Genomic DNA, 25,306 nt, shown 5'->3' on the forward strand with positions numbered 1-25,306 from the left:
GTTTTCCTTTACTTAGCTGTTTAATTGGTTAATCGAAAACCGTAAGCGACAGCATACGGCTGATGTGTGCCAGCGGTTTACCGGATTCGCCGTGCCACTGGTTAAAAGTGGCTTGCACCGCCTGTAAATCTCGCTTGGCCGTTGGCACTTTGGTAATCACACCATCATAAATGAGCCCGGCTACCACATCGTTGGTGAGAATGAAGGTATCTTTACCCACCATCCGTAAAAAACGTGCGGCCGAATGGCCACCCAGCTGGCTGCCCTGCTTTTTCAGGGTTGCCCACAAGGTCACTATGTCGGTCACCGGCCAATCGGCGACAAACGCCCCGAAACTGCCGTGCGCTTGGGCGATTTCCATCACCATGGCCGCGTTCGCCCGCACTGAGCGAATTTTCCCCAAGTGCCGGATAATTGCAGGGTTAGTGGCTAGCCGCTCCAGCTGCTCGTCAGACATCAACTGCACCTTTTCAGGCGCAAAGCCCCAGAAGGCCTCTTCAAAGGCGGGCCACTTGGCATCCACCATGGCGTGTTTGAGGCCGGCCCTGAATACGCGACGGGCCATATCAGAGAGATAGCGATCATCAGGCTTGGTTTTAAGCTGATCTTGGCTCAACACACTGGGCATCAGTGCATCTACCGCGCGAGCGCCACCCTTGTGGGTTTCTGCAATGGCCCGAAGCTCGGCAAAGGTGCGCATTACTTGCCCTCTGGCTGGTCTTGTTCGTGCACTATGGATGCCGAATTAATACAGTAGCGCTCGCCGGTGGGTTGCGGGCCATCAGGAAAGACATGGCCTAAATGGCAACCACAGTGGCGACAAGTAACCTCGGTACGCACCATACCGTGGCTTAAATCCATAATTTCCTTGATAGCCGATTTCTCAAGTGGCGCATAAAAACTGGGCCAACCACAGCCGGCATCAAACTTGGTATCTGCATCAAACAGCGGCTTGGCACAACACTTACACAGGTAGGCGCCAGGGCGCTGCTCATTCCAATAGCGGCCGGTAAAGGCGCGCTCAGTGCCCTTTTCGCGGCAAATGCGGTATTCCTCGGGCGTTAACTGGGCGCGCCAAGGGTCATCGTCATTTTTGCGTTCATCTGCCATAATCGCTCCCCAAACACAATAAGTGCGCTGTTAACGCACAAAACACACTATTTTATTTCACAGAATTGTTACGGGCAGTCTACTGCATATGGACCACATCTATAAATCCAACAAGCTCCACGGCGTGTGCTACGAAATTCGCGGCCCCGTGTTAGAGCACGCTCACCGGCTGGAAGAAGAAGGCCACCGCATCCTGAAACTCAACATCGGCAACCCCGCCCCTTTCGGCTTTGAGGCGCCAGATGAAATTATTCTCGATGTAATCTACAACCTGCGCAACGCCCAGGGCTACACCGAATCCAAGGGCCTGTTCGCCGCCCGCAAAGCCATTATGCAGGAATGCCAAACGCTGAACATTCCCAACGTGGAAATAGACGATATCTATCTTGGCAACGGCGTTTCAGAGCTGATTGTGATGGCCATGCAGGCGCTGCTAAACAATGGTGACGAAATTTTAGTGCCCGCCCCCGACTACCCCTTGTGGACGGCCTCGGTAAAACTTGCCGGCGGCAACCCTGTACATTATTTGTGCGATGAAGGTGCCGACTGGTACCCGGACATCGACGACATCCGCAAAAAAATTACCGACAAAACCCGGGGTATTGTCATCATCAACCCCAACAACCCCACCGGTGCCGTGTACAGCCAGCAAATGCTGGAAGACCTGGTAGCACTGGCGCGCGAACATAAATTGATCATTTTTGCGGATGAAATCTACAGCAAAATCCTCTACGACGGCGCCGAGTTTATTCCCCTTGGGCGCCTGGTAGATGATGTGCTGTGCTTAAGCTTTAACGGCCTCAGTAAAAACTACCGGCTGGCAGGCTTTCGCGCAGGCTGGATGGTGCTCAACGGCGCAAAACACAAGGCCAAGGGCTACATTGAGGGGCTGAATATGCTTGCTTCTATGCGGCTGTGCGCCAATGTACCGGCAATGTTCGCCATTCAAACCGCACTTGGCGGCTACCAAAGTATTAAAGAATTGGTAGCCCCCGGTGGGCGGTTGCATGAACAACGCGAAGCCGCCTACAGCGCGCTTGCTCAAATTCCCGGTATCAGCTGCGTAAAGCCCAAGGGCGCGCTGTATATGTTTCCGAAAATCGATTTGAACCACAAATCCATTAAAGACGATCAACAAATGGTGCTCGACTTCCTGCTGCAAGAAAAAATACTGATTGTGCAGGGCACGGCGTTCAATTGGCCCACTCCCGATCACTTCCGTGTGGTATTTTTACCTCGTGAAGATGATATAAGCGATGCACTGCAGCGCTTTGGCCGGTTTATAGGTAAGTACAGTCAAGACTGATGAGCGACATACACATCGATGATTTTTACAAAGACAGCGGGCTCATATTGAGCCAGCTGTTTGCGTTCTTCCCTCGCCCATGTGCCGTATACGTGGAAGATATTGCCGGGCCAGACACCCCCGACGACTTCGGACTGCACAGCCAGCGCCACATGGCAGCCTTCAGCGCCATGCTATGGCTGGCAACGGCGGGCTACCTCACCTACCAGGATACCGTGCGCCAGGAAGCGGTAGATCAAGCGGTGCTCAGCCACAAAGGTTTCACCTTGCTCTCGGCACTGTGTGAAGATCAAAAAAGTACCGAGCGGGTGCAGCAGTGGCGCGATGAAAACCCCGATGAGCTACCGGCGAGTGTTGCCCAAGAGCGATTTTCCAACATCAATGTAATGCGCCAACTCATCAAGCAAGGCACCTCCGGTGAGCTGCGCCATTTCATGCTGTATTTGTTCAATACCTCGCGGGCACAGTAGCAAGCAGCTATTGGGGCCGATAGGAAAAATGCAATAATTTTAACGCCCGCTCTGGCTCGCGATCCGGAAACTGCGCACTGGGCTGAAGCCTGCTAACAAGATGCGCGCCCGGGCATTCGCGCTCAAATACGGCCTGCAAAAATTGCGTATCCAGCTCCGGCGCGTTCAGGCAAGCCAGCACCTCGCCGCCGTTGGGCATGAGCTCCGGAATGCGGCGCACTGCCTTGGGGTAATCTTTTTCGGCAATGAAGCTGCCGCGCTGAAAACTGGGCGGATCTAAAATCACCACGTCATAGGGCCCGGGCCTGCGAATACGCCCCCAGGATTTCAAAATATTTTCAGCTAAAAACTTTACCTGCTCTACCGGCTGGTTGTTTAATCGGTGATTTTCTCTCCCTCGGGAAAGTGCGCCCCGGCTCATATCTACATTCACAACCGATTGCGCACCGGCGGCCAGGGCCACCACGGAAAATGCACAGGTATAGGCAAATAAATTTAATACCCGCTTGCCCTTGCAGTGCGCCTCCAACCATTGCCGCCCCGGCTCCATGTCCAAAAAGTAGCCGATGTTTTGATGCTCTGGATCATTGAGGGTAAAGCGCAACTCGCCACGGTGTGCGAAAAATTCGCCCTGGGATGCAGCCTTCAACACATCTGTAGGCCAGTGGCTTTCATAGCGATGTTGAATACGCACTTCATCTGCCAGCGCAAAAACCCCATGGCTTTGTATGAATGCCGTAAAGCCCGCAAGCCAGCCTGCCGGTGGCGCTTTAAACAATGTGACAAGCAATAGCGGATCAAACCAATCCACAGTAACAAAACCCAAGCCCTCAAAACACTGGCCCCGGCCGTGAAATACACGCCTGCTATCGCTGGGGCGTGTGCCACCCAGCTCTTCAAGCAGCGCATCCAGTGCACTCTGTATAGGTGTTCCAAAAGCTTGGGCGGTTATTTCTTCACTCATGGTTTTGTACATCTTCGTGATCAGGTTTGGCCTGTAAATCAGCTTCTGGGTTATTCAAAGCCGCATAGCCGAGCGGGTAAAGCACCGCATCTCGGTAGCCGGTGATAACTTTGATGTAGCCCTGCCACTGGTGGTCTAACTCGGCATCATTGGTGTCTATCAACAGCGGCCGCCCATTTAAGGCTGCGAGCTTGGTTTTAGTGGCAACCAGCAGTAAATTATCACGCCCAATGTGGCGCAGCAGTGCCGGGCGCAGCTGCTGGTTACCTCGGCCAAAAATATGGCCCTGCCCACCAATGGCTGTGAGCACAAGCTTTACCGGGCCCGAGTGGTTAAACACATGGGCCTCAAGGGTTTGCGCATCTGCATCGGCGGCAACCAAGGTGTTGTTCAATACCAGATCCACGCCCAGCAATGTGGGCGCCACGCCAAAAGCCTGCGCCACCGCAAACGTGGTAGAACCCGGTGCAAAAACGAGCAGCGTATCGGCGCTCACGCTTTCTGTGAGCTCCGCGGCTATGTCGTCTAGCGCCAATGCCTCCACTTCGCGCCCGCCCTCTTTCACCGCTTGCACATAGCGTGGCTCGGCAGGCACTAACAGTTCGCCATAGTAGCGCGACTGCACGTGCCCTTCGCGAAAAGCCTGCTCGTCTATATCGCGCACCTCGCCCATATCTAGTGCAACCAGCGCGCCGCTAATCAGCTGCTTTATCACCAGTGCCGCGGCCTCGGGCGCAATGGCGTATACACCCGAGTGCATCTTCACGCCACTGGGCAACCCCAACACCGGTTGATGAGGGCTTACAGCCTCAACCATGTTGCGGGCAGTGCCATCCCCCCCTACGAACAAAATCAAATCGCACCCTGCCGCCTCACACGCTTTGGCGGCTGCCACTGTATCTGCGGCCTCAGAGGGTGATGTTTTGGGCTCGCCTAAAATATTTACCGCTAAGCCCGCCGCATGCGCGATGCTCGCGCCCATTTCACCGGCAAAGCAATACACATCTACCGGCTCCCCCACCAACGCGGCCAATGCGCGTCTGGCACGCTCCGGGGCACGCAGCTCGCTTGTGGAGGCCAGAGCCTGGGTGCGAATACTTGTGCCATCGCTGCCCTTAAGCGCCGTGGGGCCACCTAAGCCCGCGTAGCTGTTAATCACCAGGCCCAATTTAAATCGCCGGCCCAGCGAAGAATATTTCTGGTTGCTCATATCAAAAAGTAAATTCCTGCTGCGTGGTTTTCTTGGCAAAACAGCCTAACACTGAAACCCAATGGCGCGAGCCATAGCGCGTGCGGGCTCAGACAACGCCTCTGTAACCGGTTGATAGAAACGGAACTCACGGCGCACGGGGTAGGTTTTGCGCAACAGGTCGAAACCTGTGGCAATGGCTTCATCAGGCGCGCCGGTTTTGAGCGCTGCCGCCACCATATCGCGCAAACGTTGATCATCAGCGGCTATGTCATAGGCATTGCACACAAGCCTGCGCACCTGCTGCCAATCGGCATCGCTTAATAGTGCAAGCTTCGGCTCGTATTCTGGGCACCCGGGAGCTTGCGTGTGCGCGCCATTAACTTGATGGGTTTTACCCCAATGGGATGCGAGCGCCTGAAAAACCTTTTCAGTACCGGCCACTTTGCCATCGTAGGAGTAACCGGCAATATGCGGCGTGCCAATGGCGGCGCGCGCAAGCAATGCCTGCGGCAACCAGGGCTCATGCTCCCAAACATCAAGCACCAAACGCAGGTCGGCACGGACATTGGCAAATGCCAGTAGCGACTCATTACACACCACGGGCCCCCGGCCTGCGCTGATTAATGTGGCACCTATGGGCAAATGCGCCAACAGTTCGCGCCCTATCATGTGCCGCGTAGGGTAAGGGCCGCTCGTGGTTAGCGGCGCGTGCAGGCAGACGATGTCTGCGCTGAAAACCTCTTCCAGGCTCACCAGATTGGGGAAGGCTCCCGGGGCAAGTAATGGATCGTAGGCTGCAACCTGTGCGCCTAAGCTCGCCAATTTTGCATATAAACGCCCGCCTACATTGCCACACCCCACAATGCCAACCCGTTTGCCCTGCCAGTTAATGTTCAGTAAGGCCAATGCGGCAAGCACATACTCCACCACACTATTGGCATTACAACCGGGCGCATTGGTATAGGCGATATCACGCCTATCAAGCCAAGCGGTATCCAGGTGATCAATACCAATGGTGCAGGTGCCTACAAAATTGACCTTGCTTTCTGCGAGCAATTGTTCATTAACCTGTGTTACCGAGCGCACTACCAACGCATCGGCATTTGCCAAGGTCTTGGCACTCACATTGCGGCCGGCAAAGGTATGCACCTCTCCCAGTTGGCCGAAGAATTCTTCCGCTTTCGGCACATTTTCATCAACAAAAATTTGCGGCTTACTCATAAAATTAGTGGTCAATAAAATTGTTTTGGTTTTAATTTAGTGCAGCCTGAACCTGAAGCCAGGTCTACACCCTAGGCGCCCACTGCGCGCGCCAATTTTTTCCGTAAACCGCCAATGCCATAAAATGCCAGCAGCTCTGCAACTTGCACCTCATCAATGGGTTTAGGCACCAGGCATTGGTGACTTTTGACGAGTGCCACATCGCTAACAATCGCTGCCAGTTGCTTGGCCAGCGCGATTTGCTCACGGTACTCGGCAAGCTTTTTGGCCATTGAGCGGGCGCCACGAAACGTCATGGTTTCAAACTGCGCAGGCTCTGCCAATAGCGTGTCCAGCGCCATGTTATTGGCAAGCATTTGGGCTGCGGTTTTCTTCCCTACACCGGCCACACCGGGAATATCGTCACTGGCATCACCCACAAGCGCGAGATAATCCACCAATTGCTCCGGCCAAACACCGAACTTTTCAAAGATGTCGGGCCGGTAGAGCGTGGTATCTGCGGCGTAGTCCCAAAGATAATCTTGTTCTCTTACCAGCAGCTGCCCAAGGTCTTTATCGCGCGTGAGTATGGCAACGGGCGCAGGCTCTTGTACCAAACACTGCAATAGGCAGCCTATCAGGTCGTCTGCCTCATATTCTTCACTGGCAAAACAGGCAAATCCCAGGGCCTCGGCCATGGCTCGGCAAGCGTTTAACTGATAGGCCAAGGCCTCATCGGGCAAGGCCCGGCTGGCCTTATAGTCGGGGTACAAGCGGTGCCTGAAGCCTGTTTCCAGGCCTTCATCGAAACACACGCCTACGTGGCTCGGCTGCTTTATGCGTAAATCCAGCAAAAAGTTGGTAAATCCGTACACTGCCTCGGTATCAAAGCCGTCACGGCTTTCCCAGTTTGGGGGCAGCGAAAAATAGGCGCGGAAGATGTAAATAGAGGCGTCTACCAGCCAGCGTTTAGCGGGCGGCTTAGATTTTTTTGTTATAACCATGAATTTTCAAGCGTAGACTGGGAACTGTAGGTCTTTGCCGGCCTGGCAATACCCACGCGTGTGCCCATTTTTTAAGCAGCCCGCGCGCGAGCACGGCTTTTATGGGCGCCTAACGGCCAACCTTTTAACTGGTTATAAAAAGTTGGAATAACGCAAGTATGGCGCAATCATCGCCACTTGTGTAGCGCCCAATGAAGCAGTACCGTTACCCAAGGTGCAGTCTGAAAAGACCTGTATTCTGCCCGATCAGCCAGGCACTGCGAGTGGCCCTAGCCACCCAAGCGCCGACTCAGGAGGTGGTTTTATGCGATGCTCACCTGACCGACCCAATGGCAACGTCATTGATCTCTTTACTGGCAAGCCCTTACTTGAAGCCCAACGCGAGCGCATTATCCGGCTTTCACCGGAACTCGACGGGCTGGAAATGCTCTACGCCAACGACACCGACAAACAAAAACTGTTTAGCCTGAAAATCCTCTGCTGGGCACTGCGTGAAAACGGTGAGGTAGTGGGCCTGGTACCCTGGCTGAACAAAGTGATTGCCTGCCCCGCCATCAACGACCCGCTCAACGGGAAATTTGAAGGCTACTACGACCCGGGCCTTGAAGAGATATTTTTCGACCCGCCCATCCACAAAATCGTTGAGCTGGAATCTGCTGCAGAATATTACGAAAGCAGCGCCGACTCACCCGATGCGGTAGTGCAGGAAATTCCTGATACCATTGGCACCCACGCAGTGCTCTCTGAACGCGGCTCACACAGCATGACGCTCTCTGAGGTGGTGAGCTGGCAGCTCCATTACGACGGGCAACTCAGCGGCATGCTGGTAGACCCAGACAAAGTAGCCAGCACCCCGGTTTTACCCGGTGACGACTGTTTGTTTGCCGCTGAAACCTGCCCCATTTTCCGGTATTACTTCCAGCACCAAATCGCCAACAAAATAAAATCGCAAGATCCGGAAGCCATTGCCGCCATTTCAGCACTGGTGGATGAAAGCAGCTCCTAAAATAGCGCTAAAAGCCGCTAAGTGGTATTGCGAACGCGCAACAGCTTCAAGCGCACCTGCGAAATGCCTGCATTTTGCGGCCGTGCTGCTTGATGCCCCAGTAAGCTACCAAAGATTGGGCTAATTAAATTTTTTTGGGGGGGTTAAGAAGCTAGGTGGCCGCCTTTACCAACAAATACACATACTGATCGCCCTCAACGGCCTGTGCCTCGAGAGCATGGCCAAGAAACTGGCAAAATTTCGGAATATCGCGCTCGGTGGATGGGTCTGTGGCAATCACCAGTACCCGCTCACCGGGGGCGGCTGCGCGCATGGTATTGTGTAACATCATCACAGGCTCCGGGCAGAAAAGACCGGAGGCATCTAATTCATGCTGCGCAAGCGCCTTCATTTGTGCAAGCTTTTCCACTGCAACTCCAATTTAACTACAGCCCCTTGAAATCACACTTAGGGCACCGTTTAATGGCCGGATAATTTAATCAAAGCCACACGCTGAGTCACACTATGATACACGTTTTAATTGAGCGACTGATCGCAGATGACATGGAAGAAACCTACGAACACGCGGCCCGCTCAACCCTGCACCAGGCCTTTTCTGCCCCGGGGTTTATTCGCGGTGAATCCTTTGCCGATATCAACAACCCTATGCATCGCTTTGTTATGTGCAAATTTCGTACAGCGCGCGATTGGCAACAGTGGGTGGAAAGCGATGCGCGCCACCACATGATGAACCTCATCAACCCGACGCTCGCCGAACCTGAAAAAGTCACCTTGCTTGAAAACTAAACCCCACTAAGCCCTGCGCTGTGCCATGACGGTGATTTCTTCGCGGTCGTGGTAGAGCTGGCGGGCGCGTAGATTTACAGGTTTGCCGGCAGCATCGCAGGCCTCGGCCAAGCGCTGCAACAGCTTTTGCACCTCTTGATAACGCTGCTTCATTGGCAGCTTGAGGTTAAAAATTGCCTGCTGGCAAAAGCCTGCCTCAAACCAACGCGACACCATGGCCACCACGCGGGCAGGCTTATCTACAATATCGCACACCAGCCAATCCACAGGCTTGCGCGGTTCAAATTGAAAGCCATCGGCCTTGTGGTGGGTAACCTGGCCGGTTTCCATCAAGGCCTCTTGCATAGGGCCGTTATCTACGGCCTCTACAAACATGCCGCGCTGCACAAGTAGCCATGTCCAGCCGCCGGGTGCGGCGCCCAAATCCACCGCCCGCTGGCCGCCTTGTAGCTGATGATCCCATTGATCGCGCGGAATAAACTGATGCCAAGCCTCTTCCAGTTTCAGCGTGGCACGGCTGGGAGATTCCTTGGGCAACTTGAGCCGCGGAATACCCATGGGCCAGGGCGCCGAATTTTCGGCCGGGCTCACGCCCACAAATGCGGTATCTGTGCGGGTGAAAAGTATGTGTAAATTGTATTTGGCCTTGGTGCGCTGTAGCCCGCGCTTATCGAGCTGACGCTGTAGGGGGGTGGCGAATTTTTTGGCCAGCCCCGAGAGTTCCTTACCTTCGTTGGTGTCTACTGTTTCCATAACCAACGCACGGGAGTGTGGCAGCTGGCCAATTTCGGCCAATATTGGCGTTAGCCGATCATCAACGGGCAAGTTGGTGAGCGGCTCACCACACATAAACCATTGGCGGGTAAAAATTAAACGCCGGAAATCCAGTGCGCTGATGAGTTGCTCTGCATTTTCTGTAACAAAAATCACATGGGCAGAATGGGGCTTGGCTTTGGCGTATCCATAAATGCCCTGCTCTGCGGCTAAATCTGTAATTTCAGCGGCACACTCGCCCTCAAATCCACCACGGCAATGTAAAAAAAGTTGATTCATAAAAATTCTCGGCTAAAGGTGCGCGTGGATAAACTCGACGGCTGCACGAACAGATTCGGCAATATGGGCGGCTTGATCAAAGCCAGAACGCTTGCGTGGTTTTAAATCGTGATCGCCATCGGCAAACCATTGCACGCTCACAGACGCTGGCAAGGCAAGCTGTTCAAACATTGTACGGTTTCCCAGTGCATCGCGCTCGCCCTGCAGCACTAGCAGCTCGCAGGCGCGCGCCTGCAAGGGCGCTAACCGCTGCTTTTCAGGTTTACCTACTGGGTGCAAAGGGTAACCCCATACCAACGCGCCCTTTACGCCCGCGCTGTTGATTACTTCCTTTGAAAGTGACGCACAGGCTCGCCCGCCCATGGATTTGCCGCCCACAAACAGCGGTAGCTCCCCGGCCCATGCCGCTACGCGCGCTTCAAAATGGCTCACAATGGTGGCAAAGGGGCTGGGCGGACGACGTTTACCCGTTGTGCGGCGCAGGGCCATATAGGGGAACTCGAAGCGCACCACTTCTACATCAAACTGGCATAAGCCCTGTGCCACGGCGTTCATAAACTCGCTGTCCATGGGCGCACCGGCACCGTGCGCCAGCAGCATGCGCGCCTTTGGCGTGCCTGGGGTGTTGATCAGGCAATCATGCAAGAGATCTGCGTGTTTTAACGTCATCGCATTTTGGGGAAAAATAAAAAAGAGAGGCATTATAGCCTCTCTTGATGGTTAGATCTTGATAGAGTCAGATCCGGCAACGGCCGCTAGTCTTCGCCCCCGGCCGCCTTTAGCTCTGCAAGCCGTTGCTGATAATCCTCTTTGGTCATCAGGTTGGCCTGCTCGGCACCCAAGTCAAACACAATGAGCACCTGTTTGCGTTGCAATTGCAGCTTTAAACTCGCCACTTTCGATGCCAAGTCCACCTCTTGCTCACCGTAATCGGTGCCATCGCGGGTGGCAAACTCCTCCAGCAAGGCGTCTAGCGTGTCTGCAGGTAACTGTTCAGGTGCAATAACAATCATCGGGTTTACTCTGGTTTACGGAACTTCAAGGTCATGCGGTCACTTTCGCCAATCGCCAGGTACTTTTCGCGATCTTCATCTTGCAGTGCCAAGGTGGGCGGTAACGTCCATACGCCTTTGGGGTGCTTGGCGGTATCTTTAGGGTTGGCATTAATCTCGCTGCGAGATTCCAACACGAAGCCCGCGGCCTCAGCCAGGCGAATTACCTCGGCCTCGGTAACGTAGCCCGAGGTTTTCATGGTTTCCATGCTGGTGCCGGGCTTGGCTCTGTGCTCTACCACACCCAGTACGCCGCCGTCTTTCAGCAACGCGTAAAACGCACTGAAGGCCTGCTCGCCAAAGCCGCCTTTAATCCAGTTGTGTACGTTACGGAAGGTCAAAACCTGATCAACTTCGCCCACAGGGCCCATGGCAGAAGGCGTTTCAACAACAAACTCAGTGACCTTTACCTGATCAAAAACCTCCGGTGTTGCGGCCAGCTTTTCCAAAAACTTCTGGCGTGAGCGCTGGTAGTAGCCCACATCGGATTTGGCAGGAAAGTGTGCCGCGTACAAGGTGCCCTTATCGCGCACATAGGGTGCCAGAATATCTGTGTACCAGCCGCCGCCCGGGGTCACTTCAACCACGGTGTGAGTGGGCTCAAGGCCAAAAAACGCCAAAGTTTCAGCGGGATTACGGGCGCTGTCGCGGGCAACGGCTGCCTCTGCGCGGTGCTCGCCTTTTAGCACATCCTCAAGCTCGGTGGCAAACGCCACAGGGCCGCACGCCATCAACAAAGCGGCAACACAGGATTTAAAGACATTTTTCGACATGGAGTTAGCCTCGTTTATTGGAATGAATTAGCAGGGTGCACAGTAAACCGTGTGCCAGCGGGCAAGTCAAAGCCCTGATTTGTGTCTTATCATAAGGTACACTCAACTCATCTGTTTGAGGATCACATCATGAAACAACACTTGATTGTTACCGTTATAGCCAAGGATCGCCCGGGCGTGGTAGAAACGCTGGCGGCAGTGGTTTGCCAGCACGAAGGCAACTGGGAAGAAAGCCGCATGGTAAACCTGTGTGGCAAGTTCAGCGGCCTGATTCTTATCACCGTAGACGACACCAAGCTGGAAGATCTCAAAGCTGACTTGAGCGCGCTCAGTGAAAAAGGCATCCGCACCCTGGTAGACCTGGCAGATAGCACCGAAGAACCCCAAAGCCTGCGAGAAATCCGCTTTAACCTGGTGGGTAACGATCGCCCCGGCATTGTACGCGAGGTAGCCCAGGCACTGGCTGCGCGCAACATCAACGTAGAAGAGCTCGCCACAGATTACTCAAGCATGCCTTGGTCTGGCGAGCCCTTGTTTGAAGCCAACGGTATTTTGCAGATTCCGGCAGATAGCGATCTTGACGAGCTGGCAGACAAACTTGATCAAATTGCCGATGAACTTGCGGTAGACATCGAACTGGAAATCCCGGAGCCCACGGTAACCCACTAGCCAAACTGCCCAGGTGCGGCCAGGGCATCGCTTGCACTCTACATTGCCACTGGCCGCAACCCATGTATACGACGTTTAACCCAGCTGCTGTAGATCACCACAATCGACTCAAGTTGAACGCGTAATCGCCTCAAAATTTCCAAATCGCTGCGGGCTTTCGCAGTTAAACCCGTAGAACCTTTGCAGCCACCCTTGCACTTTTGGCGTTAATTTGGGCCGCAACAGTGCGCCTACATTCCCCAAGGGCTACAGGCGTTCGCGCCAGAAAATCACCCGGTCGTGGCCACGGTAGGTTTCAAAATTTACGGTAAAGCGCGGCAGGGCTACATCGCTGTAATCGCCGTCTGCATCCCAATCGAATCGCAAATGCGGATAGTTCGCAAGAGACACCTCAATGGGGTAGCTCACAGTCACCCCCGTGGCTCCATAGGCAACACCGGCTCGCCCCTGGCAAAACCCCACCGCCAGCGCGCTGAAACACACCTGTGAACCTAATGGGTCTGAAAAATCAAAACGGCTGGTTACACCTGCGCGGGTAACGTCGATTGTTTGTGCGGCAACATCCAGACTTGTGGTGGCGCCAATAAAGTCAATTTGGCTCAAGGCAATGGCCGTGCAGTTGTCGTTTGCCGAAACAGTAAATTGTGCACCATCGTACACCTCCGTTTGCCAGAACATCGGTATTGCCGCCGACTCAGGGCCAAAAGCATCTTTTGCCCGCAAGCGGCCATAACGCTGTATGGAACGGCCAAGCAAGCCGTGCTCGAAGCTGCCATCATTGTCTACATCCAAGTCGAGCGCCGCGCTTGCTAGCGCTACACCGTCGGCATCTTGCACCTGCAATCCAAAATCCAAATCCGTGAAAGGCCCATCAGGCGCGCCACCTGCCTGACGCGTAAACGTGGCCGGATCAACTTGCACAGCGCCCACGCCCGCACTCCAGCTCACACTGGTTTGCCAGGCTGCCAGCCGTGCACTTAAATCGTCACTTGCGCTGCGTGCACCGTAGGCAAAACTCCCGAGTGACGCCCCAAGCTTTGCAAAACTGCCTTCATAGTTTGTGGTAACGGCAGGTGTGGGGCGCGCGTTCAAGGCAGTCAAGGTGTAATCCAATGCAAAGGCCTGCTCCATATAGGTGAAACCCGTGCACCCCTCTGCAAGGCTACCGGGCTGTAGCGCAAAGGCTGCAGGGTAAAACCGGCCCACATACGCCGAGCCGCGAATCTTTTGTGTGCGTGCGCTCCCCATAGCCAGGTAATTGCCATCGGCAATTTGGCTGTTAAGTTCAATGGCGCCTACCTCACCAAAATAAAGGGCGCCACTGGTACCACTACCGCCGGTGAAGCTTGTGAGCAGGCGCCCGTCGCCTGCACTTTCACCATTACCCAGGCCCGGGTCTGCCCCACCGGCTGGCGCAATTAGCCGCGAAGTAAGCTGCACGCCCTCGGCGCTGCTTTCCTGCCCGAAAGCCGGCGCTGCCGCATTATCTTGTAACTGGGCACCTGTACTCGGGTTACCATCAGCGTGGCCATCGGCTACACCGTCGTCATTGGTGTCGTCCAGAGCCTGCCAAAGTACCGCGCGCGCCGTTGCCGAAAAGTTTTGCCCAGCCGGTACAAACGCAGGGCCGCTCGCACTTACCCCTGCGGGGTTAGCTGTGGCACGCACATCAAAGGCAAAAGGGCGCACAATTTGTTGCGCAGTGGCGCCGGTGATGGGTTGGTCTGAAAAGCTGCCCGAGGCATCTTTAAACTGAGTGATGTACTTGCCAACATCAGTGGTTAACAACTCAAAGCTCGCAGTTCCAGCCACAAAAGGCAAAGTTACATTGGCCGTGGCGGGCTCGGCATTTGGCAATGTGTAAACGCCGCTTGCCGTGCGCAACTGTGGCGCACTGCCTGCAGGGTCGTCTGTGTTGCGCGTAACCCACGCCTTGACATTAGCTACCTGGTAATTAGTGGCTTGCCCACAACTGCCGGTGGCCGGATCTCTACGCAGCATATCAATGCGGTAATCGTGATCGCGCCCGGCCACGATGTCTGCACCCAGGGTATCGGTGGTTTGAATATCAAAGGCGTTTTCCGAGAATGTGAGCGACGCACTGGTTGAACTCACACCTGAATTGCTATCTGCCACTGTAATGGTGAGTTGCTCTGCGTGTTGGTTGCTCAAAAAAAGCGCCACCGCACCGCCATCATTACTGCCGCCAAAGGCGTAACTCGCGCGCCCGCTATCATTAGCACCGGGCACAACGGCATTAAACGGAGGGTCTGAACTGGGGTTGCCATTACTTGTGGCCGACCAATCGCCATTACCAGTAGACGTAGTGAGCGCGACGTTGCCACTGTAATAAGGGATAACCGCGCCTGTTGTATCCCGCGCGATGATCGAAATTTCTTTGGGCGTACAAACACTGGCAGTACCGCCACCGGTGTTAATTTCAAAACTGCCGAGGCTTGCCACGTTTATACAGGGGTGGGTTTGGTTCATGAGCAATGAAACCTGGCCTGCACTCAAGGTTTTATCGTACACCACCACCTCATCAATACGCCCAATGAAATTGCGGCTGTTATAATTTAGATCTGTGCCAATGAGCAAAGGGTCATTATTCAGCGTCATACTACCGTTGTAGTTAGTCGCCGCACGCTCAACGCCATTTATATAAATTTTTTGTTCACCCACGGCGTAGGTAATCACAATGTGGTGCCAGGTGTTTAGCGCAAGTGCGGTGCCCGTAGTGGTAAGTGACCGGCTGCCACCGCCCCACCACCAATAGACTTCCCGGTTGGCATTTAAATGAAATTCGAAATTTTCATCTTTTGAAACAATGGTGCGTAAGCCGCTACCTGCTACAAACGTTGGGTATATCCAAACGCCTACACTCAAGGCACTTGGCAAATCCAGCAGGCTGTTGTCTTCAATTCGCAGATGCCCGGTATTCGTGCCGTTGAAAATGCCGTAGCGGCAGGTGCCCGGGTCGCCGGCTATGGCAGGCGATGCGTTACTGCTGGTAGGGTAACCGGAATTGTAATAGATAGCGCGGCCATGTAGGCCATTGGGGCCTGAATCGGTTACTTCACCACCCAAGCCCGTCCAGTTCGGATTCTCCAACCGATACTCTGCAACGGGCACAGGTAAGGTTTGCGCGCCTGTACAAAATGTACCAAAGTCTATTGACGCCACTTTGCTGGCATCAAAGGTAACGAAGCTCGCACTCACCAGAAGAATGTCATTTTTCGCGGTAGCGGCACCATATATATGGGCCAGGTTTGCTAGTGTCACATCACCCTCTGCATAGAGCGCGCCGTAGAAAGTAGAAGGCGATCCGAAGTTAAATGACTTGACGGAATACATAAAAAAGTGACGGAATGTTGATGCCGTACCGATTTGGGTTTGGGAATTAAGTGTTAGATTATCCTTGAACCAAAGTCTTACCGTACCATCGGAAGAAAGCCTGATGGCGCTTTTTGAAAGCAATGATGATGACTTGCTAAAGGTGTAATCGCCCGGCGAAAGCAACAGTACCGCCTCGCTATTTAACTGTAACTGGCCGTAGTTACCCGGCGCCAAGCTGAGTGTTTGCTGAAAACCCACAGTGACATCCGAACCATTGGGTATAGTAAGCGGATTACCGGTGGGTACTATGCTGTCAGATTTTGTACAAATCTGGCCATTACAGCTTAAATTATTGTAAGTTGGCACACTGAGAGTGCGGGTATCAAGAATATTATCCGGCGAATTAAAAATAGTAGAACTGTCTGCCAGTGTGATCTTCCCGCCGTTGTCGCTGTTCGATACAGCATCCGGAAATATCGCAGTGCACAATTGCGCAAACGCCGATAAAGAAACCGTGCTTAACAATACAAACACCAAAAAACGCAACATTTTCTTCATCGCATAAACGCCGATACTTGCACGGAGCGCTGTGAATTGATCACCCCATCACCACAGCTGGCATCACTGCTTAAGGTATAGTAGCTCGTTACATTGGCAGGCCCCGCACTCACACTGCAACTTAAACTGGCACTGCAATTATTCAAGCCTTGCGCGCTATAACTTACAAGCTGCCCGTTTATCGCGTTGCAGTTAGCATCAACCTGGGTGCGCGTAAGCTGTGCTGACTGGGAGTAAAACAGTTGATTCATACCAAACTGGGCACCGGAATCTGCCGCGTAAAATGCCTGTATTGCCACCATTGCTTGCAGAGTAGAGTTACTGGACTGTGCAATGTTTCTGGAAACCGCGATAGCCAACACGCCCATTGCGATCACAATAAAAATCGCAAGGGGCATTAAAAACCCCTGCTCACGGGTTAATCCACGGTGGAGTGCAGGCGAACTAGGGCACATTGCGTAATTGCACCTGATGATTTACCGAGAGGGTCTCGCCATTACGGGTTATGCCAAAGGCTATGGTAATTAATGAATTGCGGGTTTCTGTGGCCGGAGACAACACAAAAGTAGGCGAACCGGGTACCACGTCATTGGCCATAAGTGCGCCCACGCCGCCTGGGTCTGCGTCATTGACACTGCCTGTAATTAATCCATAGTTGCTGAAATGTTGCATTTGATTGGCCAACACACAAAACCGCTCAGGGCTTTCTGTTACATATACCCGCTCATTAATTGAGTTACGTATAAAACGATGGTTAGCCGCCAGGTTAATTCGGGTAACGGGGTTACCAACGGTTGCGGCCACAGTTGCTCGAGAGGCCGTTGTACTTGTGGTATACACCTCGCCTGGTGCCATAGCCCCCACGGCCACATGCACCGCTCCACCGAGGTTAAGGCTAAAAGGCGCGGTATCAATAGTCGCTACTGCAGCAGCTCCATTATTGGTGTCTGGCAAGTTGCCAAAATAGTTGGAGCCGCCGGTAATCTGCATAAACTCCATACACTGGCCACTGCTACTCACCCGTACCGAATAAGGCAACGCCATGTGCAATTGCCGCGCTATTCGTTCGATAACCGCGCGACTTTCATTCACCAGCCGCGTGCGCTCAACCGATTGCGAATAGGATTCAAAAGAGCTCGCCACAAAGCCCGTACCCAGCGCTGCAATTACGGCAAACACCACCAGTACGGCAATAAGCTCCACCAGCGTAAAGCCACGGGCGTTCAAAAATTCACCTTATAACTTGAAAACTGAAACGTTTCGCCATTGGGCATGGCTACCTGCACGGTTATGCGGCGGGCCTGATTGGCAGCCAGCCCTATCTCACCGCCCGCCTCTACCACTTGGGTAGTTACTGTGTAACCTGTGACGGAAGTATCTACCTGGCCTGAAAAATCGCCCACATCATCAAGGCCTGCCTCGGGTGAAATACCTGCACAGGCCACGGCCCCAGGTTCGGCAGAGCCACACGCGGGCACCCCGCCGGTGGGTGTGTTTTCATCGAATTTTCGGGCAAGAACTTCGTCGAGCTTTGCCTGCGCAAGCTCCATTGCCGTTAAACGCACAATTGGGTCAACACTGTTGGCCACACTTTGCCCAAACACCGATAGCAAGCCCACCAGTGCCACGCTGATGATCACAATAAACACAATCAGCTCCACCAGTGAGACGCCGGTTTGCCGCGTTGCCGTATTAACCGTGTCAGTAGGCATAGCCTGCCGCCGACACAGTAACCGTGGCGGTGTTGCCTGCCCCGGTTAATACAAAACTTACAGCACTGGTTTCACCCAATCGGTTAAAGCTTAAGGTGGCAGATGGCGAGAGTGAAACACTGGCGGGAAGATTCAAAGGATATTGCACAGCACCCTGTACTACCGGTTGGCCATTGCGGTGCACGGCAATACTGCTGGAAGATGCAATAAATGTAATGGTTGCGTTGGTATCCATGGCCATCTGCTGCGCTGTGCGCAAGGCACTTACCACATCGGATTTACTGGCAAGTACTGCGGTACTTGCATCATCAAAAAAGCGGCTGCTGACTGCGGTACCAATAATGCCAACAATAATCAGTACCGCAATCAGTTCAATTAACGTAAAGCCCCGGCAAGGCCCAATCACGGCGTGGCGTATACCAGAGAAAAGTTAACAGTGTTTGTGGTGGCATCCAGCGTTAAGGTGCAAACCGCCGTGTCGCCAATTGTGGGCGTGCCCGGGAATGCCGTGGTTTCTGAGATCACATACTCACCCGTTGCGGTGGTATCGGCTGCCACCAAATTGGCAATGGCATCTCGCATCAAGGAATTCACCACCGCTACAGTGCAGCCTGCCGAGGTATCAACAATGGTGGTGGTACCCGCCGACACGCCAGCGGCTTTTACTCTGGCAGCGGCTGCGTTTAAGTCGCTACTGCTGGCCACCGCGCCGGCAATGCCCTTCATGGCGGCGAAGCTTGCATCATCTTGCAAGTTTATAAATTTGGGCACGGCAGTGGCTGCCAAAATCCCCAAAATAACAATTACGGCAATCAACTCAATTAAGGTAAAACCCGATTGCGCCTTTTTCATGGAATGTCTCCAAAACGTTTCAAACACCAAAAGCCCAACTAAAAATTATAAAAAATATATTTTTATAACCCTCTGTAAAGGCATATTCCCCAGTGATCTCCCTCAAGCTCGCACAATCACGCGATTCTTCACTCAAGCATAGTAAATATGGCCAGTTATTCCATTTCAATTGCGCCATACAGTAACAGCTATCGGCCGGTTATCAGATCTCTTGACCCCGCATTATGGGCCTTCACCACTTCAGCGCGTGGCGTGGGTGGTCACCTCTCCGGTTTTTACGTCGTAGTCAAAATAGTGCAGGCCAAAACCTTTGGCATGCATGGCAAACCGGCAGCGGGATTCGCCAACCACCTTCACCTGCAACGCCCGTGTGTCTTGCCAGGCGCCGGTAACCACAAGTGCGGGGCCAGGCTTTTGCATCACCGCATTCCATACCGCCAGGCAGCCGCGCGCTTGCAGAGGTTTGCGGCTATCAGCTGGGTCCAGATGCGTGGGCCAACCGTAGCGATTTACAAAGATAACCTCACCATCAAGCGCCACGCCCGATGGCTTGTTACCTTCCGGCGCGCGGTAATTTACCCCCCGCTGCGCCCAGCTCCAGTGCAACAAGCCCACGGTTTTGGCAAAGGCCTGGGCTTGCGTTTCAAGGCTCACGGCCCAGGCGGCATCAGTAATTTGCGCCAGGTAGCGCATGAGCGCTGCACCCAATAGTGCAATCACTATAAGCACAATCACAAACTCGAACAGCCCGTGCTTGCCGGGCTCGCGGCGCGTCATCGCTTTTGAACGTCGTACATACTCCACATCGGCAGGAATATGCCCAACGCCAGTATCATCACAAATACTGCCATGATGACAATCAATATTGGCTCAATGCGGTCGCCGATTTTTTTCAGATCGTAATCCACTTCACGCTCGTAAAATTCTGCCATTTCCTCAAGCAAGGCATCCACCTGACCGCTTTCTTCACCCACGGCAATCATCTGCATAACCAGCGGGGTAAACATTTGGCTGGCCTGATGGGTGCGCACCAGAGATTCCCCGCGCTCAATACCCGCGCGAATGTTATTGATTTTTACCGCCAAGTAAGGGTTATCAATGGCTTTGGCGCACAGGTCCAACGCTTGAACAATGGGCACGCCGGATTTCAACATTAGCGCAAAGGCCCGGCAATAACGGGCAACTGTGGCGCGCTCTAAAATATCGCCCACAATGGGCAGGCGCAGTTTATACCGACCCCAGCCAAGCGCACCCTGCTCCGTTTTTAAATACTGGCGCACGCCTACAATGGCAATGGCCAGAGCCACCAATAGATGAGGCCAGAAACTCACAAAAAAATCAGACACAGAAAGTAGAATTACCGTAGGCAGCGGCAACTCGGAATTAAACTTGGCAAACATGGCCGCAAAGGCCGGAATCACCCAAATGTTAATTGCCACCATGGCCACGGCCAGTGCAATCATCACAAACATAGGGTAACGCAGCGCCGCCTTAACGGATTTTTGGGTTTCCAGGTCGCGCTCTAAGTAAAAGCTCATCTGGTCAAACACCTGCTCAAGCTGGCCACTGCTCTCGCCCACTTTCACCATCGATAAAAAAAGCGAGCTGAATATATCCTTATGAAAGCGCATAGCCGTAGACAAATCGATGCCCGATTCCAAGCGCTCTACTATGTCTTCCAGCGCGCGCCGAAAATGCCGATGATTCATGGATTTCGCCAGCCCCTGGAGGCCCTGCATCAAAGGGATACCGGCTTTGGTAATGGTGTACATTTGCCGGCAAAACATCACGAGATCTGCTGTATCCACCACCTTGCTGGCCAGGCTTTCGTTAAGCTTTTCTACCCAGCTTTCAAATTGCGCCGCCTCTTCCACTTGCAGGGGTGTAATGCCTTTATTAAGCAGGGCCGCTGCTATGGCATCACTCGATGCCCCCTCAAGCATCCCTTGTACTTTGCCGCCGTTGTTGTCTCTGCCGGTAAATTTGAAGGTTGGCATTAACCGCCCTCTTTATCTACTGGCGCCACTTGGGAAGCGGCAAGCTCTATTTCAGGCTTTTCATCTTCAACCTGGGCCGAAACTCGCATCACCTCTTCAAGGGTGGTGATGCCCTGCAATGCATATTCAAGGGCTGAGAACATCAGGGTTTTAAAACGAGGATCTTTGTGCACCACCTCGTTAAATACACGCACGTTGTTATCGCGCAGTGCATCGGCCATGGCGTTATTCACTTCCAATAGCTCAAACACACCTATTCGCCCGCGATAGCCCGTATTAAAACAGTGGGGGCAGCCCTGGCCTTTCATTAGTTTGATTTGGGTGCCGGGGAAACGGCGCTCGCCCAGGGCCACCAATTGGCGCTCATTGGCATTTGGCTCATAGGGCAAGGTGCAACTTTCACACACCCGCCGCACCAGCCGCTGAGCCACAATGGCCTTCACCGAGGCCGCCACCAAATAGGGATCTACCCCCATGTCGATCAATCGCAAGGCCGAGGAAACCGCATCGTTGGTGTGCAACGTAGAAAGCACCAAGTGGCCTGTCATGGCGGCCCGTAAAGCAATTTCAGCCGAGCCGCTGTCGCGGATCTCGCCCACCAGCAAAATATCCGGGTCTTGCCGCAAGGTGGCGCGCAGCACCCGCTCGAAGGTGAGGCCGATTTTTTCATGTAGCTGCACCTGGCTAATGCGCGGCAGCTGAAACTCCACCGGATCTTCCACGGTAATAATTTTTTTATCGGGGGTATTTAGCTCACCCAAGGCACCGTAAAGGGTGGTGGTTTTACCACTGCCTGTAGGGCCTGTTACCAATATCAAGCCGTTCGGGCGCTTGATGAGATTGCGAAAGGTGGCAAGTAGCGCCGGTGGCAAGCCCACTTCATCAAGCGAGCGCACGCCCTCCGAGTGGTCAATCAAGCGCATAACCACAGATTCACCAAACTGCACCGGCATGGTAGATAAACGCACATCAATGCTGCGGCGCTTAACCTTGAGGTTAAAGCGGCCATCCTGGGGCAGGCGCTTTTCGGAAATATTCAAGCCAGACATCAGCTTTAGCCGCACCACCAACGCGCCCGCAATGCGACGCTCGTTCATCACTTGTTCGGTAAGCACGCCATCTATGCGCAAGCGGATGCGCAGCACCGTTTCATCTGGCTCTATGTGTATATCAGAGGCCTTGGCATTAATGGCATCTTCAAATATGTGCAGCAACAGTTTAACAACAGGCGCTTCTTCCTGGCCTGCGTCTGTCACTACATCGGCAAGGTCTATGGCGCTTTCTTCAAGCTCTGTGTCCAGCTCTTCAGCAAGGCTTGCGATTTGATCCTGGTGGCTATAGGCGATGTCCAGTACATCCAGCAGTTCGGCCTCGCGCACCACCGCCGGATGTAACGGCTTCTTGAACATTCGCTGTAATTCATCCAGCGAGAAAATGTCGGTTGGGTCTGCCATACCCAACAAAATGCCGTCTGGCGTTTCTTTCAGAGGCATTACCCGAAAACGGCGAGCCTGGGTTTCCGGCAGGGTTTGAATCAATTCTTTGTTGAAGCGAAATTGTTTGAGTTCAACGAACGGGATTTTAAGCTGGGTGGAAAGCAAGGTCAGCATGGCATTTTCATCCACGTAACCCAGCTCAACCAATGTGCGGCCAAGCTTGCGCCCGGAGAGTTTCTGCTCGGTAAGCGCCTGCTCCAACTGGGCCTCGGTGATCATGCCCTTGGATACCAGCAAATCCCCTATGCGTATTCTTTGGCGCGTTTCACTCACAATACTTACCCCTAACTTTGGCCAAGTTCACGCAACCGCTGTAGCGCGTAATCGCGCGCGGCATCTTGCTTGGCCAGCGTTTCTGTTGCCCGCTCAAAAGCTCTACGCGCCTTTTCATCCCCTTGGGCATCCAGCGCTACGGCATAACCCAGCCAGTAGCTACCGAATTGGGGGTTTAACGATAACAGCCGCTCATAGGCTTGTTCGGCATCTTTAAAACGCTGGGCTTTGTAATAGAGGCCCGCCAATAAACCGTAGTAGTCTGGCGCTTGTGCGTAGCTGGGTAAGTTGCGCTCAAGTATTTCAATAGCCTGGGTGAGATTGCCGGCACCCAATAGCTCGGCCGCCTGCATGCGCGCCAAGTGAAACCCCGGCACCGTACCTTGCAAGGTTACCCGTAAGTTGACGGCATCTTGTGTGCGGTTGGCGGCAAGATACGCTTGGTGCAACACCTCTACCAATTCACCGTGAGTGGGCGCTGCGGGCAATTCAGCCATCAGCATACTGATAGCAGCCTCCGGGCGCTGGTAGCGAATTTCACTGCGTGCTTGCTGAATTACTTCGGCAAGCCTTGCCTGCTGCGATTGGGTAACGTGGCTCGCCTGTGAGCCTGCGCGCTTGGCGGTTGCGGCATTAGGCTGCGCGGGTTTTTCACCTATCACACCTTGCACAGCTGCGTGCGCGGGTTGCGAAGCGGGGGCAACTGGAGCTTGATCAGCATCTGCTATGGATGCAGCGTTGCCTGTTTCAATGTAGTTTTTCCAGGTCAGCCCCGCAGGATCTAACGCTTGGGCTTGCGCGAGCATGGTTTGCGCCCTGCCCGTTTCGCCGCGCGCCATCAGGCGCTGGTAGAACTCCGCATAGCGGCTTGCCACGCGCAAGATTCCCGCGCGCGCTAGCGGATGGTCCGCTTGTAGCGCGAGCATATTTTGGAAGTAGTGCACGGCATTGTCATTTAAAGGTGTGGTGAGCCTGTCGCGCGCAAACGCCGCTTCTGCCTTTTGTAGCAACAGCTCCAGTTGTAACTGCTGCAGTGTTTGCTCTTGCGGTACCTGTGCCAAAAGCGCCCCAGCCTCTGCGCCAGGTGCGCGTGATAGGCGGTTTGCAGGCATCGCTTTCCCAGTGCCTGCGGCAGGCGGTAATTGCAACGACTCTGCGATATCAGCCTCCCAAGCGCTACCAGTAACAGCCTCGCCTAGCGGGCTTTGGCTTGGCGTTGCTTTGCGGTTCGGGTGCGCGTCACCCACTTCGGCAAGCGCTGGCAACTGGTTTGGATTACCGGCCAGCGTATTTTCATTGCCAGCGTTCAAGGCAAGTTGGGTACTTTGCGCTGCCGGTTTTAACCCGGCAACACCCTCTGTTACCTCGCTGGTAATGTCGCCGGGCGCTGTTTCGGCCTGCAATCGCTCAACCTGGCTTTGTGCACTTATAAAATGCTGGTGGGCTGCAAAGCTCAGTGCAAAGCAGCAAAGGCCACTGAGCATCAACCATTTTGGGCCGCGGTTGCCGGGATTTATGGCCAACACCTGTGCACCCTTGCCGGGCACAAAGGGTTGTAAATCTTCAGGCTGCAAAGATGGCTTGTTCATAAGGCGCCCCCGGCCATCAGGCTCGATGCCAAAATACCGCCTGCGCCCCCGAGCACCGGCCACAACCAATGGGCACCCAATGCACAGGCGCGGCCGGTGCGGGTGGCCTCTGGGGTATCTTGCAATGCTGTAGCCAGGTGCCGGCGCTGTACTTGGGTATCGCCCGCGTTAAACGCCACCAACATTGCCTTGTGGGCAAGTAAATTTACAAGCCTTGGGATCCCCGCCGACCCCACATAGAGCAAGAACAAACTGGCACTTGAGAATAACGGTGCCGACCGGCCGGCCGAGCAAAGGCGAAAGGCTACGTATTCATTGACCCCGGTGCGCGTTAGCGGTGTGAGCTTCGCTGAAAATACAATGCGCTGCGTAAGCTGACGCAGATCGGCCCGTGCAAGGGTAGTGTCCAGCTCCGGCTGGCCGATGAGTACTACCTGCAAAAGCTTGCGCTTATCGGTTTCAAGGTTGGTGAGCAGCCGCAGCGCCTCTAAAGTGTCGCGCGGCATGGCCTGGGCTTCATCAATGATTAACACCACCTGTTTGCCAGCCTTATTCAGCGCCAGCAAGCGGCGATAAATTGCACCCATCAGCTGGTATGCGGGCATAGACTCATGAAAATCCGCGCCCACTTCCACCGCCACAAAGCCCTTGAGTTCATTGGGTGTGAGGTAAGAGTTAGGGATGTATACCACCTGATAGCGGCTATCAAGTAACGAGAGCAGCTTGCGGCACAGCAGGGTTTTACCGGTACCTACTTCACCTACAATTTTTATAAAGCCCTCGTTATTTTGAATGGCGCCCTGCATGGTGTTGAGCGCGTTTCGATGGCTCAATTTATTGAAAAAAAACTGGGTGTCTGGCGTGAGAGCAAAGGGCTTTTCGTGCAGGCCAAAAAATTCGGTATACAC

27 protein-coding genes are annotated in these 25,306 nt (G+C 53.9%); 5 read left to right on the top strand and 22 right to left on the bottom strand.

All coding sequences use genetic code 11. The features are described from left to right. Window positions 1-28: 28 nt before the first annotated feature. Together L1F30_RS10320 and msrB are read right to left on the bottom strand one after the other, a co-directional pair. Window positions 29-700, bottom strand: coding sequence for a DNA-3-methyladenine glycosylase I (locus L1F30_RS10320; RefSeq protein WP_253355983.1), 672 nt, complete (start codon window positions 698-700; stop codon window positions 29-31). Then, a complete protein-coding gene (gene msrB / locus L1F30_RS10325; RefSeq protein WP_253355985.1) occupies window positions 700-1,110 on the bottom strand; it encodes a peptide-methionine (R)-S-oxide reductase MsrB in 411 nt (136 codons plus the stop codon). Before msrB ends, L1F30_RS10320 begins: the two co-directional genes overlap by 1 nt. 88 nt (window positions 1,111-1,198) lie before the next feature. Between msrB and L1F30_RS10330 the strand changes: the two genes are divergently transcribed. Further along, complete coding sequence (locus L1F30_RS10330) at window positions 1,199-2,416, top strand: pyridoxal phosphate-dependent aminotransferase (protein ID WP_253355987.1); 1,218 nt, start codon at window positions 1,199-1,201, stop codon at window positions 2,414-2,416. Then, on the top strand, window positions 2,416-2,886 hold the full coding sequence (locus tag L1F30_RS10335) for a hypothetical protein (RefSeq protein ID WP_253355989.1): 471 nt from the start codon (window positions 2,416-2,418) through the stop codon (window positions 2,884-2,886). Before L1F30_RS10330 ends, L1F30_RS10335 begins: the two co-directional genes overlap by 1 nt. A 7-nt stretch (window positions 2,887-2,893) precedes the next feature. Here L1F30_RS10335 and L1F30_RS10340 read toward each other — a convergent pair whose 3' ends face one another. From L1F30_RS10340 to L1F30_RS10355, 4 genes are all read right to left on the bottom strand, one after another. Continuing rightward, window positions 2,894-3,850, bottom strand: a complete 957-nt coding sequence (locus L1F30_RS10340; RefSeq protein WP_253355991.1) for a class I SAM-dependent methyltransferase — start codon at window positions 3,848-3,850, stop codon at window positions 2,894-2,896. Beyond that, the gene (locus tag L1F30_RS10345; RefSeq protein ID WP_253355993.1) at window positions 3,843-5,060 is read right to left on the bottom strand and encodes an ATP-NAD kinase family protein; all 1,218 of its coding nucleotides are present in this window, start codon (window positions 5,058-5,060) and stop codon (window positions 3,843-3,845) included. Before L1F30_RS10345 ends, L1F30_RS10340 begins: the two co-directional genes overlap by 8 nt. Before the next feature lie 45 nt (window positions 5,061-5,105). Further along, window positions 5,106-6,263, bottom strand: coding sequence for a 4-phosphoerythronate dehydrogenase (locus tag L1F30_RS10350; RefSeq protein ID WP_253355995.1), 1,158 nt, complete (start codon window positions 6,261-6,263; stop codon window positions 5,106-5,108). Window positions 6,264-6,334: 71 nt separating this feature from the next. Next, complete coding sequence (locus tag L1F30_RS10355) at window positions 6,335-7,246, bottom strand: 5'-3' exonuclease H3TH domain-containing protein (RefSeq protein ID WP_253355996.1); 912 nt, start codon at window positions 7,244-7,246, stop codon at window positions 6,335-6,337. Window positions 7,247-7,550: 304 nt separating this feature from the next. Between L1F30_RS10355 and L1F30_RS10360 the strand changes: the two genes are divergently transcribed. Beyond that, complete coding sequence (locus tag L1F30_RS10360; protein ID WP_253355998.1) at window positions 7,551-8,252, top strand: hypothetical protein; 702 nt, start codon at window positions 7,551-7,553, stop codon at window positions 8,250-8,252. 151 nt (window positions 8,253-8,403) lie between these two features. Here L1F30_RS10360 and tusA read toward each other — a convergent pair whose 3' ends face one another. Continuing rightward, window positions 8,404-8,643 (bottom strand): sulfurtransferase TusA, encoded by a 240-nt coding sequence (tusA, locus tag L1F30_RS10365; protein WP_253361810.1) that lies wholly within the window; start codon window positions 8,641-8,643, stop codon window positions 8,404-8,406. A gap of 113 nt (window positions 8,644-8,756) precedes the next feature. On the opposite strand from tusA, the gene L1F30_RS10370 reads away from it, so the two are divergent. Continuing rightward, complete coding sequence (locus tag L1F30_RS10370; RefSeq protein ID WP_253356000.1) at window positions 8,757-9,038, top strand: antibiotic biosynthesis monooxygenase; 282 nt, start codon at window positions 8,757-8,759, stop codon at window positions 9,036-9,038. A 6-nt stretch (window positions 9,039-9,044) separates the two neighbouring features. Here the strand turns inward: L1F30_RS10370 and rlmM are convergent, their stop codons facing one another. The 4 genes from rlmM to L1F30_RS10390 are packed head-to-tail and all read right to left on the bottom strand — an operon-like array spanning window position 9,045 to window position 11,916. Next, window positions 9,045-10,091, bottom strand: coding sequence for a 23S rRNA (cytidine(2498)-2'-O)-methyltransferase RlmM (rlmM, locus tag L1F30_RS10375; protein ID WP_253356002.1), 1,047 nt, complete (start codon window positions 10,089-10,091; stop codon window positions 9,045-9,047). A 12-nt stretch (window positions 10,092-10,103) separates the two neighbouring features. Continuing rightward, on the bottom strand, window positions 10,104-10,793 hold the full coding sequence (locus tag L1F30_RS10380; protein ID WP_253356004.1) for an alpha/beta family hydrolase: 690 nt from the start codon (window positions 10,791-10,793) through the stop codon (window positions 10,104-10,106). 53 nt (window positions 10,794-10,846) lie between these two features. Beyond that, window positions 10,847-11,104, bottom strand: coding sequence for a YheU family protein (locus L1F30_RS10385; RefSeq protein ID WP_253356006.1), 258 nt, complete (start codon window positions 11,102-11,104; stop codon window positions 10,847-10,849). A gap of 5 nt (window positions 11,105-11,109) precedes the next feature. After that, complete coding sequence (locus L1F30_RS10390; RefSeq protein ID WP_253356008.1) at window positions 11,110-11,916, bottom strand: class I SAM-dependent methyltransferase; 807 nt, start codon at window positions 11,914-11,916, stop codon at window positions 11,110-11,112. 129 nt (window positions 11,917-12,045) lie between these two features. Here L1F30_RS10390 and L1F30_RS10395 point away from each other — a divergent pair, with 129 nt between their 5' ends. Beyond that, window positions 12,046-12,585 (top strand): glycine cleavage system protein R, encoded by a 540-nt coding sequence (locus L1F30_RS10395; RefSeq protein ID WP_253356009.1) that lies wholly within the window; start codon window positions 12,046-12,048, stop codon window positions 12,583-12,585. Between the two features lie 246 nt (window positions 12,586-12,831). Here the strand turns inward: L1F30_RS10395 and L1F30_RS10400 are convergent, their stop codons facing one another. The 11 genes from L1F30_RS10400 to L1F30_RS10450 all read right to left on the bottom strand — a co-directional run bounded on the left by L1F30_RS10400 (window position 12,832) and on the right by L1F30_RS10450 (window position 25,306). Further along, window positions 12,832-16,479: a LamG domain-containing protein gene (locus L1F30_RS10400; RefSeq protein WP_253356011.1), complete on the bottom strand. Its 3,648-nt coding sequence runs from the start codon at window positions 16,477-16,479 to the stop codon at window positions 12,832-12,834. Further along, on the bottom strand, window positions 16,476-16,877 hold the full coding sequence (locus L1F30_RS10405) for an MSHA biogenesis protein MshP (RefSeq protein WP_253356013.1): 402 nt from the start codon (window positions 16,875-16,877) through the stop codon (window positions 16,476-16,478). Before L1F30_RS10405 ends, L1F30_RS10400 begins: the two co-directional genes overlap by 4 nt. A 46-nt stretch (window positions 16,878-16,923) precedes the next feature. Beyond that, window positions 16,924-17,706 (bottom strand): type II secretion system protein J, encoded by a 783-nt coding sequence (locus L1F30_RS10410; RefSeq protein WP_253356014.1) that lies wholly within the window; start codon window positions 17,704-17,706, stop codon window positions 16,924-16,926. Further along, window positions 17,703-18,191 carry a type II secretion system protein gene (locus L1F30_RS10415; protein ID WP_253356016.1) on the bottom strand — a complete coding sequence of 163 codons (489 nt, stop codon included), beginning with the start codon at window positions 18,189-18,191 and terminating at the stop codon, window positions 17,703-17,705. The genes L1F30_RS10410 and L1F30_RS10415 overlap by 4 nt, the downstream gene beginning before the upstream one ends. Next, complete coding sequence (locus L1F30_RS10420) at window positions 18,181-18,597, bottom strand: type II secretion system protein (RefSeq protein ID WP_253356018.1); 417 nt, start codon at window positions 18,595-18,597, stop codon at window positions 18,181-18,183. Before L1F30_RS10420 ends, L1F30_RS10415 begins: the two co-directional genes overlap by 11 nt. Continuing rightward, window positions 18,594-19,043, bottom strand: coding sequence for a prepilin-type N-terminal cleavage/methylation domain-containing protein (locus L1F30_RS17570; protein ID WP_305879903.1), 450 nt, complete (start codon window positions 19,041-19,043; stop codon window positions 18,594-18,596). The genes L1F30_RS10420 and L1F30_RS17570 overlap by 4 nt, the downstream gene beginning before the upstream one ends. Window positions 19,044-19,283: 240 nt before the next feature. Next, entirely contained in the window at window positions 19,284-19,820 is a 537-nt protein-coding gene (locus tag L1F30_RS10430) for a hypothetical protein (RefSeq protein ID WP_253356020.1), read from the bottom strand. Further along, a complete protein-coding gene (locus L1F30_RS10435; protein WP_253356022.1) occupies window positions 19,817-21,040 on the bottom strand; it encodes a type II secretion system F family protein in 1,224 nt (407 codons plus the stop codon). Before L1F30_RS10435 ends, L1F30_RS10430 begins: the two co-directional genes overlap by 4 nt. After that, on the bottom strand, window positions 21,040-22,755 hold the full coding sequence (locus L1F30_RS10440) for a GspE/PulE family protein (RefSeq protein WP_371922662.1): 1,716 nt from the start codon (window positions 22,753-22,755) through the stop codon (window positions 21,040-21,042). Before L1F30_RS10440 ends, L1F30_RS10435 begins: the two co-directional genes overlap by 1 nt. A gap of 65 nt (window positions 22,756-22,820) precedes the next feature. Then, complete coding sequence (locus tag L1F30_RS10445; protein WP_253356025.1) at window positions 22,821-24,398, bottom strand: tetratricopeptide repeat protein; 1,578 nt, start codon at window positions 24,396-24,398, stop codon at window positions 22,821-22,823. After that, entirely contained in the window at window positions 24,395-25,306 is a 912-nt protein-coding gene (locus tag L1F30_RS10450; RefSeq protein WP_253356026.1) for an ExeA family protein, read from the bottom strand. The genes L1F30_RS10445 and L1F30_RS10450 overlap by 4 nt, the downstream gene beginning before the upstream one ends.

This window comes from Simiduia sp. 21SJ11W-1 (genome assembly GCF_024138675.1).
GTDB lineage: Bacteria > Pseudomonadota > Gammaproteobacteria > Pseudomonadales > Cellvibrionaceae > Simiduia.